Below are 18,312 nucleotides of genomic sequence, written 5' to 3' on the forward strand. Positions count from 1 at the left end.
GGCTCAGAAGTGGAACTCGTCGATGTTCTCGGCGTTGAAGCGGAACGGGTCGCCGAGCAGCACGGTGCTGTCCGCGCCGACGGTGAACTCGCCCAGGTCGCCGGCCTCGAAGGTGTCGCCCTCGGCGCCGGTGATGTCGCCGTCGGCGAGCGCCTTGCCGGCGTACGCCGAGAGGTAGCCGAGCTCCTCGGGGTTCCACAGCGCGAACTCGGTGACGGTGCCGTCCTTGACGTAGTCGCGCATCTGGTCCGGCGTGCCGAGACCGGTCAGCGCGACCTTGCCCTTCGAGGCGGACGTCGACAGGTAGCGCGCGGCCGCGGAGATGCCGACGGTCGTCGGCGAGACGATCCCCTTGAGGTTCGGGTGGTCGGCGAGCAGCGCCGCGGTCTTGTCGAACGACGTCTGGTCGTCGTCGTCGCCGTAGACGGTGTCGACGAGCTTGATGTTCGGGTGGTTCGCCGCCAGGTCCTCCTCGATGAGGTCGATCCACGCGTTCTGGTTGGTGGCGTTCGCCGCCGCCGAGAGGATCGCGATCTCGCCCGCGTCGCCGATCTGCTCGGCGATCATGTCGACCTGGACCTTCGCGATGCCCTCCGCGGTGGCCTGGTTGATGAACAGGTCGCGGCACTCGGGGTCGGTGTCGGAGTCGAACGTGACGACCTTGGTGCCGGCGTCGCGGGCGGCGTTGAGCGAGTCGCACAGCGCGGTCGGGTCGTTGGCCGAGACGATCAGCGCGTTGACGCCCTGCGCGGCGGCCGTGTCGATGTAGGACACCTGGGCGTCCGGGCCGGCGGTGTCGGGACCGACCTCGGCGAAGGTGCCGCCGAACTCCTCGACGGCCTTCTTGCCACCGGCGTCGCTGGTCTCGAAGTAGGGATTGCCGAGGTTCTTCGGCAAGAAGGTGACGGTCGTCTTGTCACCGCCGCCCCCGCCTCCGTCCGAGCCACCGTCGTCGTCGCTGCCGCAGGCGGCCAGGCCCAGCGTGGCGACCAGCGCCAGTGCTGCACCGGCAGCGAACCGCTTGGAGTTGATCCTCATTGAGCTACCTTTCGGGTGTGGTCGCCGTTGACCGGCGTCTTCGACGTGACCTCGGGGGTCACGGCCCGCCGCGGAAGCAGAGCCCGGATGCGCGGCAGGAAGTTGGAGGCGATCACCGAACCGACGAGCAGCAGGCCGATGATGATCTGGATGACCTCGGAGCCCTGCCCGTCGAGCTGCAGCGCCGAGTTGAGGACGGCGATGAGGAGCACGCCGGCGATCACACCGTGCAGCGCGCCGCGGCCGCCGAAGATGGACACCCCGCCGAGGAGGACGCCGGCGATCACCTTGAGCTCGAAGCCCGCGCCGGTGTCGGTGGCGACGGAGTTGGACTTGAGGGCGACGTACACGCCGGCGAGGGCGGCCACGGCACCGCTGAGCGTGAACAGGATCAGCTTGGTGCGGGCGACGTTGACGCCGGAGAAGTGGGCCGCCTCGTCGCTGAGCCCGATCTCGAAGACGCTGCGGCCGAAGCTGGTGAAGTGCAGCAGCAGCCCGAAGAGCACCGCCAGCACGATGATCGGGATGATGATGTTGGGGTACTGCGTGTCGCCGATCCGCTCGGTCGGCCAGGTGCGCAGCGCGCCGGGGAAGCCGGAGATCCGCTTGTCCTGGATCAGGCCCTCGGCAAGGCCGCGGTAGAGCGCCAGGCTGCCGATGGTGACCGCCAGGGAGGGCAGGCCGACGTAGGCGACGAAGAAGCCGTTGAGGGCTCCGAGCAGCGCGCCGACGACGATCGCGACCACCGCCGCGGACGGCACGGAGAGGTCGTGGTCCACCACGAGGACGCCGGTGATCGCGGCGCTGGCGCCGAGGGTGCTGGCCACCGACAGGTCGATCTCGCCGGTGACGATGATCAGCGTCATCGGCAGCGCCATCAACAGGATGGGCGCGTACTCCTTGAGCAGGTTGTAGATGGTCAGCGGGCCGTCGAAGTACTGCACGTTGCCCAGGGCGTAGACGAACACCACGACCAGGGCCGCGATCACCGCGGCCTCCCGGTTGAGCAGCAGGCGGGCGAGCAGGCTGCGGGAGTACGCCGCGTAGGTGCGGCTCTCCGCTGCCGCGGGTGCGACAGGCGTTGCGGTGCTCATGCGTGGTCCCTCGCTTCCACGAGCTGGTGGGTGCGGCGGATGCTGAGCACCCGGTCCAGGACGATCGAGCCGATGATGAGAGCGCCGACCACCGCGCCCTGCCAGAACTCGCTGATGCCGAGGATCGGGAGCGCCCGGTTGATGGTGACCAGCAGGAACGCGCCGATGGCCGCGCCCCAGACGGTGCCGCTGCCGCCGAAGATCGCCACCCCGCCGATGACCACGGCGGCGACCGCCTGGAGCTCGATGCCGCTGCCGGTGCCGGAGAAGGCCGTGGCGTACCGGGCGGCGGAGAAGACGCCTGCCAGACCGGCCAGGGCACCGCAGAGCACGAAGGCGCCGAGCACCCGACGCCCGGTCGGTAGGCCGTAGAGGTCGGCGGCATCGGGGTCGGAGCCGATCGCGTACAGCTCCCGTCCGCCACGCGCCGTGTGGAGGTAGTAGCCGACGGCGGCCACCACGACGAGCGCGATGATGGTGAGCACCGGGATCGTCAGCACCTGCTGGGTGCCGAGCTTCTCGAAGTGTGCGGGGTAGTCCTGGGCGTTCATCCGGTCGCTGCCGACCTCGCGGGTCAGCGCGCCGCGCAGGACGTACATGGTGCCCAGCGTGATCACCAGGGCCGGCACCTTGAAGAGGGTGACGAGCACGCCGTTGATCGCGCCGATCACGGCCCCGACGGCGAGGCCGGCGAGGAACACCACGATCACGGAGATGTCGGGATTCGCGACGAAGATCTTGCCGGTGACGTAGGCCGTGATGCCGAGCGTGGAGCCCACCGAGAGATCGACGTTGCGGGTCACCACCACGACCATCTGACCGACCGCGAGCAGCAGCAGGATCGACGGCGCCAGCAGGGTGTCGCGCCAGCCGTCCGCGCTCAGCACGAACGAGCTGCGCCGCGCGGTGGCGAGCAGGATGATCAGGCCGAGCACGATCACGATCGCCAGCTCGCGCGAGCGCAGCACGGTGTGCAGCGCGCGGGTCGCCGGGCTCTCCTGCGACGGGGCCAGGGTGGACGTGCTCATACCGGCTCCTTGGTCGCGGTCGCGGTGGAGGTGGACCGGGTGGCGGCGGCCATGACGTTCTCGGGCGTGGCGTCGGCCCGCGCGATGTCGGCGGTGATCCGGCCCTCGCAGACCACGAGCACCCGGTCGGCCATGCCGAGCACCTCGGGCAGCTCGGAGGAGATCATCACGATCGCCAGGCCCTGGCCGGCGAGATCGGACAGCAGACGGTGGACCTCGGCCTTGGTGCCGACGTCGATGCCGCGGGTCGGCTCGTCGATGATGAGCAGCCGCGGTCCGGTGGCGAGCCACTTCGCGATGACGACCTTCTGCTGGTTGCCACCGCTCATCGTGGCGGCACGCATGTCGAGCGCGCTGGTCTTCACCTGCAGCCGCGCCGCCCACGGGCCGGCCGCCCGGTTCTCGGCACGCGCCGTGAGCAGGCCGGCCCGGGCCAGGCCGCCGCGGATCACCGCGCTGACATTGCGGGCGACCGAGCTCTCGATCACCAGGCCCTGCTGCCGGCGGTCCTCGGGGACGAACGCCATGCCGGCACGGATCGCCCGGCGGGGGCTGCCCTTCGGCACGACCCGGCCGTCGAGGGTGACCGTCCCCTCGTCGTACCCGTCGACGCCGAAGACGGCCCGGGCGATCTCGCTGCGGCCGGCTCCGACGAGGCCCGCCAGTCCGACGATCTCGCCGGCGCGGACCTGGAAGGACACGTCGTGGAACTCCCCCGCGCTGCTCAGGCCCCGCACCTCGAGCACGACGTCGCCGAGCGGCGCGGGCGTCTTGGGGAACAGCTCGGCCACCTCGCGGCCCACCATCTTGGCGACGATCTCCGCCTCGGTGGTCTCCGCGACGCGGGCGGTGGAGACGTAGGCCCCGTCGCGCATCACGGTGACGGTGTCGCACAGGTCGAAGACCTCGTCGAAGCGGTGGGAGATGAACACCAGGGCCCGGCCCTCGTCGCGCAGGCTGCGGGCGACCGCGAAGAGGCGCGCGACCTCGTTGCCACTGAGTGCCGCGGTCGGCTCGTCCATCACCAGCAGCTTCGCGTCGAGCGAGATGGCCTTGGCGATCTCGATCAGCTGCTGGTCGGCGATGGAGAGGCCGTTGGCGACCCGGCGCGGGTCGATGCTGACGCCGAGCCGGGCGAAGAGGGCGTGGGACTCGGCGTACATCCGGGTCCGGTCGATGCGGCGACCGCGGCCGCGCGGGTGGCGGCCCATGAAGATGTTCTCGGCGACCGACAGGTCGGGGAAGAGGGTCGGCTCCTGGTAGATCACCGCCACGCCGGCGGCCTTCGACTCGGCCGTCGAGCCGAAGTCGACCGGCTCGCCGAGGAGCCGGAACTCGCCCGCGTCGCGGCGGTGCACGCCGGCGACGATCTTCACCAGCGTCGACTTGCCCGCGCCGTTCTCGCCGACCAGGGCGTGGATCGAGCCGGGCCGCACCTCGAGCGTTCCGGAGCGCAGCGCGGCCACGGCACCGAACGACTTCGCGACGTCGCGCAGCTGGAGGGTCGGCGTCCGCTCCTCGCGGCACTCCTCGTCGTCCGGCATCGCACTCCCTCGGGTTCTCGACATCTGCGCGTTGAAAGGTTTCAATAGCAGACGTAACGGACACTAGGTGACCGTGGTCACAGACGTCAAGGAACCCCGACGAAGTTTTTTGAAACGAATCAAATGCAGCGGTCGACCACTGCGGTGGCCCTAGGGTGAGCCCCACACGACAGGAGGAAGCGTGACCACGAGCGAGGCGACGACGAACGGCGACACGAGCCGCAGCGTCTCCGTCAAGGACGTCGCCGCGGCGGCAGGGGTCTCGGTGGGGACCGTCTCCAACGTGCTCAACCGGCCGGAGAAGGTCTCCCCCGCCACCCTCGAGCACGTCCAGCAGGTCATCGGGCGACTCGGCTTCGTCCGCAACGACGCGGCCCGCCAGCTGCGCGCCGGCACCAACCGCGCGATCGGCATGGTCGTCCTCGACGTGCGCAACCCGTTCTTCACCGACATCGCCCGCGGGGTCGAGCTGCGTCTCGCCGAGCACCGCCGCCCGCTGATCCTCGGCAGCTCCGACCAGGACGCCGAGCGCGAGTCGACCTACCTCGACCTCTTCGAGGAGCAACGGGTCAGCGGTCTGCTCATCACCCCCGTCGGCAAGGTGCTCCCGCGCCTGCGCCGGCTGCGGGAGCGCGGCACCGCCGTCGTGGTCGTCGACCGGCGCACCGGCAGCCGCGAGTTCTCCTCCGTCGCCGTCGACGACGTGCGCGGCGGCCGCCTCGCGGCGCAGCACCTCCTGGAGTCCGGTCGCCGCAGGATCGCCTTCATCGGTGGTCCGCGCGGCCTCACCCAGATCAAGCACCGTCTCCACGCCGCCCAGGAGGAGGTCGACGCGGTCGACGGTGCCCGGCTGCGCTTCGTCGAGACGGGCACGATGGACGCCGACGCCGGGCGGCGCGGCGCGGAGGACCTGCTCGCCGGTCCCGACCGTCCCGACGCGATCTTCGCGGCCAACGACCTCGTCGCCCTGGGCGTGCTCCAGGCGTTGACGCTGGCCGGGGTGCGTGTCCCCGAGGACGTCGCCATCATCGGCTTCGACGACATCGACTTCGCCGCCTCCGCCGCGATCCCGCTCAGCTCGGTGCGCCAGCCGCGGGCAGAGATGGGTCGGGCCGCGATCGACCTGCTGCTCGCCGCCATCGACGATCCCGCCGCGCAGGTGCGCGACATCGTGCTCGAGCCCGAGCTCGTGGTCCGTCGCTCGACCGGCTGAGCGCAGTCCGGACCGCGCGCAGGCCGGCTCCGCCGTCTCCGGTGGCTCCGGCGGCCTAGGTGACGCCGCGGCGCCGGCCGGCGGGGGTCAGTGGGCGACGACCTCGACGCGCTGGAACTCCTTGAGCTCGGTGTAGCCCGTGGTCGCCATCGAGCGCTTGAGGGCGCCGACCAGGTTCATGGTGCCGTCGGCGACCCGCGAGGGCCCGAACAGGATCTCCTCGATCGTGCCGATCTGGTCGAACTGCACCCGCTGGCCGCGCGGCAGGTCCGCGTGGTGCGCCTCGGCGCCCCAGTGGAAGCCGCGCCCCGGCGCGTCGGTGGCACGCGCGAACGGCGAGCCGACCATGACCGCGTCGGCCCCGCAGGCGATCGCCTTGGCGAGATCACCCGAGGTGCCGATCGAGCCGTCGGCGATCACGTGGACGTAGCGGCCGCCCGACTCGTCGAGGTAGTCGCGGCGGGCGGCGGCGACGTCGGCCACCGCGCTCGCCATCGGGACGGCGACGCCGAGCACGGTGCGCGTCGTGTGGGCCGCTCCCCCGCCGAAGCCGACGAGCACACCGGCCGCGCCGGTGCGCATCAGGTGCAGCGCGGCCTGGTGGGTGGCACAGCCACCGACGATGACGGGGACGTCGAGCTCGTAGATGAACTCCTTGAGGTTCAGCGGCTCGGCCTGGCTGGAGACGTGCTCGGCCGAGACGGTGGTGCCGCGGATGACGAACAGGTCCACACCCGCGTCGGTCACCGTCTTGGCGAACTCCTTGGTGCGCTGCGGCGACAGCGAGCCCGCCACGGTGACGCCGGCGTCGCGCATCTCACGCAGCCGCTCGGTGATCAGCTCGGCCTTGATCGGCTCGGTGTAGATCTCCTGCAGGCGGCGGGTGGCCTCGACCCCCTGCAGCCCGGCGACCTCGTCGAGGAGCGGCTGCGGGTCGTCGTACCGCGTCCAGAGGCCCTCGAGGTTGAGCACGCCCAGGCCGCCGAAGCGACCGAAGTCGATCGCGGTCTTCGGGGACATCACCGAGTCCATCGGCGCCGCGAGGATCGGCAGGGAGAACCGGTAGGCGTCGATCTGCCAGTCGACGCTGACCTCCTCGGGATCACGCGTGCGCCGCGACGGCACGATCGCGATGTCGTCGAAGGAGTACGCCGTCCGGGCCCGCTTGGCGCGGCCGATCTCGATGTCGCTCACGCCGACGAGGATATCGGGGCCGTCCGTCAGGACCGCATACCGGCGAGGTCCAGGAACATGACGTGCAGTCCGACCAGGCTCCCGTCGGGGCGCCGGAAGGCTCGCGGGACGGTGCCGACGACCTCGAAGCCGAGGCTGCGCCACAGCGCCACGGCGGCCTCGTTGGTGGCCACGACCGCGTTGAACTGGATGCCGGCGAAACCGTGCTCGCGGTGCCAGGCGACGACGTGCTGCCCGAGCGCGCGACCGACGCCCGCGCCCCGGGCAGCGGTCGACACCATGAAGGACGCGGTGCCGATGTGGCTGCCCTGGGCCGGCCGGTTGGGGCCCATCTTCGCCGTGCCGACCACCACTCCGTCGACCTCGGCCACCGCGACCGCGCCGGGCTGGCCCAGCCAGAAGTCGCGAGCTCCGGCGTCGTCGAGCGCCGGCATCGCGTAGGTCTCGCCGGCCGTCAGCACCTCGGCGATGATCTCCGCCACCGCCGGCCAGTCGCCGTCGGCGTAGGGGCGGACCGCCAGGGTCACCGCAGGACGGCGGCCAGGTCGAGCGGCACCGTGCCGTGGTCGCCGACCGGGACGTCGGCGGTCGGGCTCGCGCCGTCGACCGTGGCCAGGAGCTCCCAGCGACCGTCGACGTTCGCCTGGACCTCGATGATGCGGGCGTCGATGTCGACCACCCAGTACTGGCCGATCCCCGCCTCGGCGTACTCGGGCGCCTTGCGGAGCAGGTCCTCGCCCTGCGTCGACGGCGAGAGCACCTCGACGACGAGGACCGGCGTCTGCCTGATTGGGACCTCGTCCACCGGCTCGACGTCGAACACGACGACATCGGGCAACCGCTCGCGATTGCGGGGCAGGGCGACGCTGAACGCCTCGTCGACGCAGCAACCGGGCAGTGCCTCCTCGAGGAGGTTCGCCAGTCGCCGGGCGGCGCGCTGATGGCGCCGTCGAGGCCCTGTGGGACTCATGACGGCGACCCCGTCGACCCACTCCGCCCGCGTGTGATCGGGCAGCGCACGGTAGTCCTCGTACGACATCGGAATGCGCAGCAGGGTCTCCACGTGATCTCCAACGGGTGCGACGGACACATCGGTGCTCCTTCCATGATGGACCCGAGAGCAGGTCGTCAGGAAGTGAACCGACGTTCGTCAGGACGCGTGTGCGTCCTCCACAGGCGCGGGAGCGACCGTGTGGCCGCCACGCGAACGAAGCCGGCTACGGGAGCCAACCGCGTGCGCGGCAGCGCGGCGTGACGAAGGCTGAAACGCGATGTCGGTCATCGCGGGAAGCGAGGGCGACGGATCGCAGGAAGCGAGGAACGAGCGACCGGAGCGGAGGAGCCGAGCCTTTCCGCGAGCCGACCGTGTGGCCGCCACGCAAACGCCACCACGTACCCGGCCGACCGCGCGGCCGACCGCGCGGCCGGCAGCGTGGCGCCCGCGCGCAGCGCATCGGAGGCAAGCGTGGGCCCGAAGGGTCTGCGCGCCGCCTTCGATAGGCGACACGCTCGGCCCATCAAGAACGGTGGTAGTTGGGCGCCTCGACGGTCATCTCGATGTCGTGCGGGTGGCTCTCCTTGAGCGAGGCGGACGTGATCCGGACGAACCGGCCCTTCTCCCGCAGCTCGGGGATGGTTCGCGAGCCGACGTAGAACATCGACTGCGACAGGCCGCCGAGGAGCTGGTGGGCGACGCCGGCGAGCGGGCCTTTGTAGGCGACCCGGCCCTCGATGCCCTCGGGGACGATCTTGTCGTCGCTGGTGACCTCGGCCTGGAAGTAGCGGTCCTTGGAGTAGGACTTCTTGCCACGCGAGGACATCGCGCCGAGCGAGCCCATGCCACGGTAGGCCTTGTACTGCTTGCCCTGATGGAAGACGACCTCGCCGGGCGACTCCTCGCAGCCGGCCAGCATCGAGCCGATCATCACCGACTCGGCGCCGGCGACGATCGCCTTGGCGATGTCGCCGGACTGCTGGAGCCCGCCGTCCGCGATGACGGGTACGCCGGCGGGCCCGGCAGCGCGGGCGGCCTCGTAGACGGCCGTGATCTGCGGGACGCCGCAGCCGGTGACGACCCGCGTCGTGCAGATCGAGCCGGGACCGAAACCGACCTTGACCGCGTCGGCGCCGGCGTCGACGAAGGCCTGCGCGCCCTCACGGGTGGCGACATTGCCGCCGATGACCTGGACGTGCTTGGTCGCAGGGTCGGACTTGAGCCGGCGGACCATGTCGAGCAGGAGGGTGACGTGACCGTGGGCGGTGTCGGCGACGAGCACGTCGACGCCGGCCTCGATCAGGCCGGTGGCCCGCTCCCAGGCGTCGCCGAAGTAGCCGATGGCGGCGCCGACCATGAGCCGGCCGTCGCCGTCCTTGGAGGCGAGCGGGAACTGCTCGGACTTCACGAAGTCCTTGACCGTGATCAGGCCGCCGAGGCGCCCTTCGGCGTCGACGAGCGGCAGCCGCTCGCGCTTGTGCCTGCGCAGCAGCGCGGTGGCGTCGTCGCGACTGATGCCCACGTCGCCGGTGAACAGCGGCATCGGCGTCATCACCTCGTCGACCTTGGTGGTCGCCCACTCCGCGACGGGGGTGAAGCGCAGGTCGCGGTTGGTGCAGATGCCGAGCAGCCGGTTGTCGGCGTCGACGACGGGCAGTCCGGAGACGCGGTACTCGCCGCAGATCCGGTCGAGCTCCTCCAGCGTCGCGTCGGGGCCGATGGTGACCGGGTTGGAGATGATCCCGGTCTGGGTCCGCTTGACGAGGTCGACCTGGTAGGCCTGCTCCTCGGCGGAGAGGTTGCGGTGCAGGATGCCGATGCCGCCCTGGCGGGCCATCGCGATCGCCATCCGCGACTCGGTCACGGTGTCCATCGCGGCGCTGATCAGCGGCGACCTCAGCGAGATCTCGCGGGTCAACCGCGAGGTCGTGTCGATGTCGTCCGGCGCCAGGTCGGAATGACCCGGCAGCAGCAGGACGTCGTCGTAGGTGAGACCGAGTGCGGCGAACTTGTCCGGGACCTCCACCCTCCCAGTCTAGGCGGTGATCGGGGTCACGCCCGGCCCGGTCCGGACCGGGCGTGACCGCGGCGCGCCACTAGCGCACGACCAGCCTCCGGTACGCCGTCCGCACAGGTTCCTGCGTCGCGTTGCCGGCCAGTTCGAGACGCAGGAAGTGGCGGCCCTTCGCCAGGCGCGGCAGCCGGATCTTCAACCGGCCCCGGCGGTCGACGGCCAGCTGGCCGGTGGCCCGCACCTTCCCGCCCTCACGGACGACGACTTGGCCGATCGGGTGCGCGCCCGCGATGCCGACGAGGCGGGCGTCGAGCCGGATCACGGCCCGCTTGCCCACCCGGACCTTGGCCTTCTTGAAGCGCCAGTCCAGCTCCACGGCCGCCTTGCCGGCCGCGGGCGGCGGCGTGACCACGGGACCGCCCGCGTCGGTGCCGAGGACGCCGTCCAGGGTGATCGGGTCGAGCGCCGCCCCTGCCTCGTAGAAGCCGGCGAAAGCCGCCGCTCCGGGGCCGGTCAGCCTGGCGGGCAGGGCGCCGCCGGCGATCCGGTCGCCGACCGCCTTCCAGCCCGCCGCGTCGACCTCGGCGAGGACGACGCCCGGGTAGGACACGATCTCGTGGGTCGTCTCGTCCTTGGACTCGACGTCGGCGACCAGCTCGCCGGTCGCGCCGGAGAGCCGCAGCACCGGATCGCTGATCGTCACCGCCAAGCAGGGCGAGTGCTCGACCGCACAGGTCGGCGGGCCGTCGTGGCCGGTGAAGCGGACCGTGCCGCCGAGCCGCACCTCCGCCGTGCCCTGCGCCGGATCGCTCCAGCCGCCGGTCACCGGGAAGGTGAAGGTGCCGTCGGCGTTCTGCGTGACACCGCGGGAGACGGCGACGCTGCCGTGCGCGATCGGGCCGGCGAGGTAGTCGCGGAAGGACTCCTTGACACCCCAGGTGAGCGTGCCGCCGCTGATCTCGCGGCGGACGGCGGACGGCGTGGCGACCGTCAGCTCGACGGCTCGGGTCGGGGTGGTGCCGACCACATTGGACAGCCGGGCGCGGAACCGGGTGCCCGTCTGCTCGGCGTCGGCGTCGAGCACCGTGAGGAACCCACCGTCGATCTCGACGTTCTCGTCGTCGCCGCTGATGTTCTCCCAGAAGCCGGACACCCAGCGCTGCCAGGTGATGTCGGGGTAGGGGAAGCCCGAGGGCATCACCTTGAACAGGGCGTCCTCGCCCTCGGCGACCGTGACGCTGTCGGGCTGCGCCGCCACGCGCGGGAAGAACTCGACGGTGAGGTCGGCGACGGCCGAGGCGCTGGTCGCCTGCTCGTTGGTCGCGAGCACCCGGAACTGTCGGCCGTTGTCCTCGCTGGTCGCCGACCAGCTCAGCGTCTCCCCCGTCGCGTCGGGCACGTCGGCCCACTTCCCGGACGCGCTGCCGCGCGTCTGCCAGCGGATCGCGTCGGCTCCGGTGAACGCGGCGGCGAGGCTGATCTCCTGTGCGGTGTCGTCCTTGCCGAGCCGAACGATCTGGTCCGCGGGTGAGGTCGCCTCCGCGGGAGCCAGGCCGGCCATCCGGTACTTCAGCACGCGGTCGTCGCCGGTGGTGCTGGCGACGAACACGGTCTGGTCGGTGCCGATGTCGGCACCGAGGTAGTTGGAGAACGAGTTCGACCCCAGGCCGGGCACGCTGACGTCGGTCCAGCCGTCGCCGTTCCAGACCCGGAACCTGCGAGCGGAGTAGTCGAGCATCAGCACCGAGTCGGACGCCGTCTCGACGCGTTCGGCGAGGAAGGTGCCGCCGGCGGCCTCGATGCGCTCGCCACCGGTCCACTTCCCGCCGACCGACACGAGGCGCGTCTTATCACCTGTGTACGCCGACAGCCACACACCGCGGTCGTCCCGGAAGGCCATCGTGGGCTGGTCGAAGACACCCGGCTGCGTCGACTTCGGGTCGGCGACTCCCTCCAGCGGTTCCGCCGTCATCGTCGAGGTCGCGCTGGACAGCGTGATCACACGGGCGCCGTTGCCGAACGTCGGCGCGACGCCGGCCGACGTGGTCACCAGGCTGGTCCGGGCGCGGGAGGCCACCGACTCGCGCCCTTCGAAGCTGAGACCGGTGTAGGTCTGCACCTGGTAGCCGGGGGCCTGCGCTGAAGCGGTCAGCAACGCCAGGCCCGCGGAGCCGAGGACGATGACCCGGCGGTAGAGACCGTCGTAGGAGATCTCCTGGACAGCGCCGACGCCCGGCTCGACCACGGCGCCGGTGTACCCGGCGGCGGGGTCGAAGACGTGAACCACGACCTGCTCGCCCAGGGCCATCAGCACCGCCCCGGTGGCCGCGTCGAGAGTCATGCCGGGGTAGCCACCGTTCGCGGCGCCGAACGTGGGCGTGTCGAGCGGGGCGAGGGTCTCGTAGTCGTAGGCCTGCAGTACGGCGGACCCGGCACCCTCGGGACGGTGCTGGACGTGGAGCACACCGCGCTCGGTGTCGGCCACCAGGTTCGTCACCTCGGTCAGCCCGTCGATCTCGCCGGCGGGCTCGTACTGCGGCGCCCCCGAGACCACGATCCGCTCGGCCGTGACGACCGGCTTGCCGCCCGGTCCCACGTAGTCGATGGTGACCGGGTCGAGAGCGGCACCGGTGCCGTAGAAGCCGGAGAACGCGGGCGCCGCGTCCTCGGTGAGGGTCGCCGTCAGATCGGTCCAGGTGGTGCGCTCGGCGCCGACCGTCGGGGTGGTCGAGGCGATGCCCAGGTCGGCGAGAGGAACGCGGCCGTAGTCCACGACCTCCCCGGCCAGGGTCTTGGACACCACCTCGGCGGTGATCGCCTGGACCTCACCGTCGATGGTCACCTCCAGGTTGCTGAAGGTCATGTCCAGCGCGCCGCCGTGGGCGTTGAAGCCGACCGTGCCGGTGAGATCGAGGTGCAGCGCGTGGTTGTCGGGGTCGTACGTGCCGTCGGCGACATCGAACACGAACTCGCCGTCGTCGTTCTGCGTGAGGCCGTCGGAGACGGTCACCCCCTCCGGGCCGATGTAGTTGCGGAAGGAGGCCCGCACGCCCCACTCGACGGTGCCGTCGACGATGGCGACGGCCGGGCCGCCGCCCTCCACCGCCCGGACGGGCGGTGGGACGAGCAGCAGGGCCGGGAGCAGCAGGGAGAGCACGGTCACGAGCAACAGGGGTGGGCGCGCGAGTGCGCGCCACCCGGACGACGACGAGGTCACCGGAGGTCCTTTCGGAGACAGAGAGGAGCAGGACCCGAGACCGCTCCAAGATAGGCAAGCCTTACCTTAGACATGACTGAAGGTCTTGTCGACATCTTGTCGACAAGATTCCGCCCCCTTGACGGGTCCGGGAAGGTGGACGGGTGACCCCGGAACCTGGGAACGCCCTGGCCCCCCACGTGCTCGTGCTCTTCGGAGCGACCGGCGACCTGGCCGCCCGCAAGCTCTTCCCCGGGCTCTATCGGCTCGCCGCCGCCGGCCGCCTGCCGGAGCACTTCGAGGTGATCGGCAGCGGCCGCCACGCGCCCGGCGACGACGACGACTTCCGCCGCCACGTGCGCGACGCCCTCACCGAGTTCGTCGGCGACGTCGACGAGTCCGTGGCCGCCCCCCTGCTCGAGCGGACCCGGTTCGTCGCGTCCTCCGCCGACGACGGGACGGCGCTGGCGCGGGCGGTCGCCGAGGCCGAGGACCGGATCCTCGCGACCTGCGGTTGCCTGCTGCGCGACGTACGACGCCTCCTCTACCTCTCGGTGCCGCCCGGAGCCGTCAAGGGCATGGTCGGGATGCTCGACCGCGAGGACCTCGTCGACCGGTCCCGGCTGGTGGCCGAGAAGCCGTTCGGCACCGACCTCGCCACCGCGCGCGAGCTGCACGAGGTGCTCTGCTCGGCCTTCGCCGAGGACCAGGTCTTCCGGATCGACCACTTCCTCGGCAAGGAGGCGGTGCAGAACATCCTCGCCCTGCGCTTCGCCAACGGTCTGTTCGAGCCCGCCTGGAACCGGCACACCATCGAGTCGGTGCAGATCGACGTGCCCGAACGGCTCACCGTCGAGGGCCGCGGCAGCTTCTACGAGGGCACCGGCTGCCTGCGCGACATGGTCACCACCCACCTCGCGCAGCTGCTCGGCTTCGTCGCGCTGGAGGACCCGCATGCGTTCCGCGCGTCCGCCATCCGCGCCGCGAAGGCCGCGGCCTTCTCGGCGGTGCGCCCGCTCGATCCCGAGCGCGTCGTCTTCGGACAGTACGACGGCTACCGCACCGAGCCCGACGTCGCCGCCGACTCCGAGGTGGAGACGTTCGTCGCGGCCGAGATGTGGATCGACAACGACCGCTGGCGCGATGTCCCGTTCTACCTGCGCACCGGAAAGGCACTGGCCGAGGGCAACCGCACCATCACGGTGCGCTTCCGCGATCCGCGACACCGCTGGCTCAAGCCCGAGGGCGGCGGCACCCCCGCACCCAACGAGCTGGTCATCGAGCTCGCCGACCAGCCGCGCGTCGCGATCGACGTACGCGCCAAGCGGCCCGGGCCCGACATGGCGCTGGTGGAGGGGGTGTTCCGTCTAGACCTGGTCGACGACGTACCCGGCGCCGACCCGCTGGAGGCCTACGAGCGGCTGCTGCTCGACGTCATGCGCGGCGACCGGACGCTGTTCATCAGCTCCGACGAGGTCGACCGGCTCTGGGAGATCTTCCAGCCGGTGCTCGACCGCCGCCCACCGGTGGAGGCCTACGCCCCCGGGACGTGGGGTCCCGCCTCGGCGCTGGAGCTGCCTCTCGGCGGGTGGCGGCTCGGCAACCACCGCTGACGGCGCCGACGGTGCTCAGTGGCCCGGGCGCGACCACTCCTCCGACTGGGTGAGCCGGAACAGGTACGCCAGCGGCGGGACCACGACCACGACCGCGAGCCCGACCGCGACGAGCAGACCCTGCAGGGTCGCGGTGGCACCGGCCGCGTCCGTGATCGTGACCTCGTCGACGAGCAGCCACGGGTACTGCCCCACCCCCCAGCCGGACACCACGGCGGCGACCGCGAGGACCGCGGTGACCCGCGCGACGGCGTACCTGCGGGTCCACAGCAGCGCGATGGTGGCCGCCCCGGCCAGAGCGGCGAGGGCGACGAGCGGAGCGGCTCGGCCCTCGAGCCCCGCGGCCAGCGTAGGCGCGTCGCGGTCGATCGGCACCAGCGCGGCGAACACGACGACGCCGGTGACCGCACCGACGGCGAGTGCCCGGACCCGCAGCTCGTCGGCGAGCCGCTCCTGGCCGCTGCGCCGGGCGTCGGCGACCAGGAAGACGCCGGCGAGGAAGGCGCAGGTCCCGACCGCGATCGCACCGCCGAACAACGAGGTCGGGTTGACCCAGGACGACCAGCGCTCACCCGTGCCGTCGAGCGGCACCCGGCCGGACGCGATGCCGCCGGCGACGGTGCCGAGGAAGAACGGCGTGATGATCGAGGAGGTGGCGAACACGATGCCGAACAGGCGGGCCTGGGCCAGCGTGGCGGCGTACTTGCGGAAGGCGAAGCTCGCGCCGCGCAGCACGATCCCCAGGAGGGCGAACAGCAACGGCAGCACCAGGGTCGACATCGCGGCGGCGAAGGACTCGGGGAAGCCGGTCCACCAGATGACGAGCACGTAGATCAGCCAGACGTGGTTGGCCTCCCAGACCGGGCCGATGCTGTGGTCGACGAGCGTGCGCAGCTCGGCGCCGCGCGAGCTGTTGCCGGCGGTGAGGTCGAAGAAGCCCGAGCCGAAGTCGGCGCCGCCGAGGACGGCGTACGCGATGACACCGACGAAGAGGGCGGCCGCGACGGCCAGCTCGAGGCTCATCCGTGCTCACCCGCCGGCACCTCGGGGGCGTACGGACTGGGCAGGTCGGCGTCGCCGGCCCGCCAGCGCCGGGCCATGGAGCGCAGGACGACGACCGCGCCGACGGTCATCGCCGTGTAGACGACGGTGCTGATGCCCAGCAGCCACCACAGGCTCGCGGAGTAGTCCCCCACCGCCTCGGGGGTGCGCATGACGCCGTACACGATCCATGGCTGACGACCGACCTCCGTGGCGATCCAGCCGGCCTCGAGCGCGATGACGGCCAGCGGCCCGGCCGCGGCCGCGAAGCGGAGGAACCAGCGTCTCTCCAGCAGGTCGCGCCCTCGTCGGCGCTGGAACCAGAACCACACGACGGCGGCCGCGAGCAGGGTGCCGATGCCGACCATGGTCTGGAAGGCCAGGTGGGTCAGGTTGACCGGAGGGTGGTCCTCTTCGGGGATGGTGTCGAGACCGGGCACCGGCTCGTCGGGTGAGTTCATCGCGATCAGGGAGCCGAGGTAGGGGATGTCGATCGAGTACTTCACCTCGCCGTCGACCAGGATCCCGCCCAGTCGCAACGGCGAGGGGCTCTCGGTCGTCTCGGCCAGCTCGAAGGCCGCGAGCTTGGCGGGCTGTCGCTCGTCGAGACCGAAGCCGAGGACGTGCCCGACGAAGGGCTGGGTCACCGCGGCGATCGAGGCGAAGACGAAGGGGACCAGGAAGCCCAGCCGGTGATGGGCGTCGCGGCGGCCGCGGAGCATGCCGACGGCGTACACGCCGGCGATGGTGAAGCCGGCCAGCATGTAGGCGCCGACCCACATGTGGGCGAACTGCACGAACGTCTGCAGGTTGAAGAGCACCGCCCACGGCTGGACGTCGGTGACCGCGCCGTCGACGATCCGGAAGCCGGTCGGCGCGTTCATCCAGGCATTGACCGCGAGCACGCAGTAGGCACCGACGACGCCAGTGACCGCCATGGGCAGGACCATCAGCACATGCCGCTTCGGGGGCATCCGGCCCCAGCCGTAGAGGTAGATGCCGAGGAAGATCGCCTCGAGGAAGAACGCCAGCCCCTCGAACGCGAACGGCAGGCCCAGGACGTCGCCGTAGGTGCCCATCAGGCCCGGCCAGAGCAGGCCCATCTCGAAGCTGAGCACCGTGCCGGACACGGCGCCGATCGCGAACAGCACCGCGGAGACCTTCGCCCAGCGCTTGGCGAGCTCGAGCGCCACCGGATCCTTCCGGCGGATCCCGATCAGGTGCATCGCGAAGATCATCGCGGGGAAGGCGACGCCGAAGCAGGCCAACACGATGTGCCAGCCCAGCGAGAGCGCCATCTGCTGCCGGGCGGGCAGCAGGCCCGCCGGTTCGGCCTCGGCGGCGAGGTGGGTGAGGGCGGTGACGACGTCGGGGGCCAGCACCCTTCGACCGTAGCCCTTGTGAATACGTTCACAAAGTCGCCGCAGGTGTCACTTCCGCCACATCCGGCGGTACGCCGGCGGGTGGGCTCAGCGGCGCAGGTCGCTCAGCGCGATCCGCACCGTCAGCGACTCCCCCGCCATCCGGATCCGGCCGCGCATGCCCGCCGCGAGCACCATCGGGAGCACCGCCTTGGTGTCCGACGGCGCTGTCAGCACGATCTCATCGGCGCCCGCGGAGCGAGCCGCGCGCGCGACGTCGGCGAGCAGCCGGGTGCCGACACCTCGTCGGTGCCACGCGGGATCGACCCACAGGTCGACGGGCCACGGAGCATCGCCCTCGGCCCGCGCGTACTCCGCCCGGCCGGCGACCTTGCCACCCGCCAGTGCGGACACCACCTCGCCCGTGGTGACGAACTCGGGGTCCCCCGTGCCGGGCTGGTGGGGGGCCGGCGGCACCTGGGCGTCGAGGACCTCGCCGACCAGTTCCGCGAGCGCGTGGGCCCGGGCGCGCTCGGTCGGGGTGAACGGGGTGTCGCGGCGGATCTGGATCGTGGCGGACCCGCCGACCACCATCTCCAGCACGTCGTCCGCACCGGCGCTGGGCGCGACGTCGGCGTCGAACAGGTGCGCTGCCACGTCCGGGAACGTCGCCGGCTGGGCGATGATCTGGCGCACTGCCCGGACGTAACGGGTCGGCTGGTCCTCGAGCGCGGCCGTGGTGACCGGCGCCGCGGACACCGCGTCGCCGCCGGCCCGGGCCACCAGCTCGAGGAGCTGGTCGCGGGTCCACTCCGGTGGCACCTGGAGCACCAGCTCGTCGGTCACCGACGGGCCTTCGGGGAAGACCTGGACCGTCACGATGTTGACCCCCGCCCGTCCGCAGGCAGCGGCCACCTCGGCCAGCGCCCCGGGGCGATCGGCCAGTCCGGCTCGCACGCGCCACAACATGGCTCTCACTATG

14 protein-coding genes are annotated in these 18,312 nt (G+C 71.6%); 2 read left to right on the top strand and 12 right to left on the bottom strand.

Annotated elements, in window-relative coordinates; translation table 11 throughout:
* Nucleotides 1–3 precede the first annotated feature (3 nt).
* From rhaS to RB608_RS03410, 4 genes are read right to left on the bottom strand one after another with little or no spacing between them, the layout of a single operon-like run.
* Nucleotides 4–1,038 (bottom strand): rhamnose ABC transporter substrate-binding protein, encoded by a 1,035-nt coding sequence (gene rhaS / locus RB608_RS03395; RefSeq protein WP_308086396.1) that lies wholly within the window; start codon nucleotides 1,036–1,038, stop codon nucleotides 4–6.
* Nucleotides 1,035–2,132, bottom strand: coding sequence for an ABC transporter permease (locus RB608_RS03400; protein WP_308086397.1), 1,098 nt, complete (start codon nucleotides 2,130–2,132; stop codon nucleotides 1,035–1,037). The genes rhaS and RB608_RS03400 overlap by 4 nt, the downstream gene beginning before the upstream one ends.
* Nucleotides 2,129–3,160 (bottom strand): ABC transporter permease, encoded by a 1,032-nt coding sequence (locus RB608_RS03405; RefSeq protein WP_308086398.1) that lies wholly within the window; start codon nucleotides 3,158–3,160, stop codon nucleotides 2,129–2,131. Before RB608_RS03405 ends, RB608_RS03400 begins: the two co-directional genes overlap by 4 nt.
* Complete coding sequence (locus RB608_RS03410; protein ID WP_308086399.1) at nucleotides 3,157–4,704, bottom strand: sugar ABC transporter ATP-binding protein; 1,548 nt, start codon at nucleotides 4,702–4,704, stop codon at nucleotides 3,157–3,159. The genes RB608_RS03405 and RB608_RS03410 overlap by 4 nt, the downstream gene beginning before the upstream one ends.
* Before the next feature lie 181 nt (nucleotides 4,705–4,885).
* Here RB608_RS03410 and RB608_RS03415 point away from each other — a divergent pair, with 181 nt between their 5' ends.
* Nucleotides 4,886–5,917 carry a LacI family DNA-binding transcriptional regulator gene (locus RB608_RS03415; RefSeq protein ID WP_308086400.1) on the top strand — a complete coding sequence of 344 codons (1,032 nt, stop codon included), beginning with the start codon at nucleotides 4,886–4,888 and terminating at the stop codon, nucleotides 5,915–5,917.
* An 87-nt stretch (nucleotides 5,918–6,004) separates the two neighbouring features.
* Here RB608_RS03415 and RB608_RS03420 read toward each other — a convergent pair whose 3' ends face one another.
* The 5 genes from RB608_RS03420 to RB608_RS03440 form a co-directional block, all read right to left on the bottom strand.
* The gene (locus tag RB608_RS03420; RefSeq protein ID WP_282400819.1) at nucleotides 6,005–7,111 is read right to left on the bottom strand and encodes a GuaB3 family IMP dehydrogenase-related protein; all 1,107 of its coding nucleotides are present in this window, start codon (nucleotides 7,109–7,111) and stop codon (nucleotides 6,005–6,007) included.
* A gap of 26 nt (nucleotides 7,112–7,137) precedes the next feature.
* Nucleotides 7,138–7,638 (bottom strand): GNAT family N-acetyltransferase, encoded by a 501-nt coding sequence (locus tag RB608_RS03425; RefSeq protein WP_308086401.1) that lies wholly within the window; start codon nucleotides 7,636–7,638, stop codon nucleotides 7,138–7,140.
* Nucleotides 7,635–8,174 (bottom strand): Uma2 family endonuclease, encoded by a 540-nt coding sequence (locus tag RB608_RS03430; protein WP_308086402.1) that lies wholly within the window; start codon nucleotides 8,172–8,174, stop codon nucleotides 7,635–7,637. The genes RB608_RS03425 and RB608_RS03430 overlap by 4 nt, the downstream gene beginning before the upstream one ends.
* Nucleotides 8,175–8,628: 454 nt before the next feature.
* Nucleotides 8,629–10,131 (bottom strand): IMP dehydrogenase, encoded by a 1,503-nt coding sequence (gene guaB, locus RB608_RS03435; protein WP_308086403.1) that lies wholly within the window; start codon nucleotides 10,129–10,131, stop codon nucleotides 8,629–8,631.
* A gap of 70 nt (nucleotides 10,132–10,201) precedes the next feature.
* On the bottom strand, nucleotides 10,202–13,336 hold the full coding sequence (locus RB608_RS03440; protein ID WP_308086404.1) for an HtaA domain-containing protein: 3,135 nt from the start codon (nucleotides 13,334–13,336) through the stop codon (nucleotides 10,202–10,204).
* A gap of 143 nt (nucleotides 13,337–13,479) precedes the next feature.
* Between RB608_RS03440 and zwf the strand changes: the two genes are divergently transcribed.
* Complete coding sequence (zwf, locus tag RB608_RS03445) at nucleotides 13,480–14,928, top strand: glucose-6-phosphate dehydrogenase (protein ID WP_308086405.1); 1,449 nt, start codon at nucleotides 13,480–13,482, stop codon at nucleotides 14,926–14,928.
* A gap of 15 nt (nucleotides 14,929–14,943) precedes the next feature.
* On the opposite strand, the gene RB608_RS03450 is transcribed toward zwf, so the two are convergent.
* From RB608_RS03450 to RB608_RS03460, 3 genes are all read right to left on the bottom strand, one after another.
* Nucleotides 14,944–15,951: a cytochrome d ubiquinol oxidase subunit II gene (locus RB608_RS03450; protein ID WP_308086406.1), complete on the bottom strand. Its 1,008-nt coding sequence runs from the start codon at nucleotides 15,949–15,951 to the stop codon at nucleotides 14,944–14,946.
* Complete coding sequence (locus RB608_RS03455) at nucleotides 15,948–17,351, bottom strand: cytochrome ubiquinol oxidase subunit I (protein WP_308086407.1); 1,404 nt, start codon at nucleotides 17,349–17,351, stop codon at nucleotides 15,948–15,950. Before RB608_RS03455 ends, RB608_RS03450 begins: the two co-directional genes overlap by 4 nt.
* A gap of 87 nt (nucleotides 17,352–17,438) precedes the next feature.
* On the bottom strand, nucleotides 17,439–18,299 hold the full coding sequence (locus RB608_RS03460) for a GNAT family N-acetyltransferase (RefSeq protein ID WP_308086408.1): 861 nt from the start codon (nucleotides 18,297–18,299) through the stop codon (nucleotides 17,439–17,441).
* Between the last annotated feature and the right edge of the window lie 13 nt (nucleotides 18,300–18,312).

This window comes from Nocardioides sp. LHD-245 (assembly GCF_030929495.1).
Taxonomy (GTDB): Bacteria; Actinomycetota; Actinomycetes; order Propionibacteriales; family Nocardioidaceae; genus Nocardioides.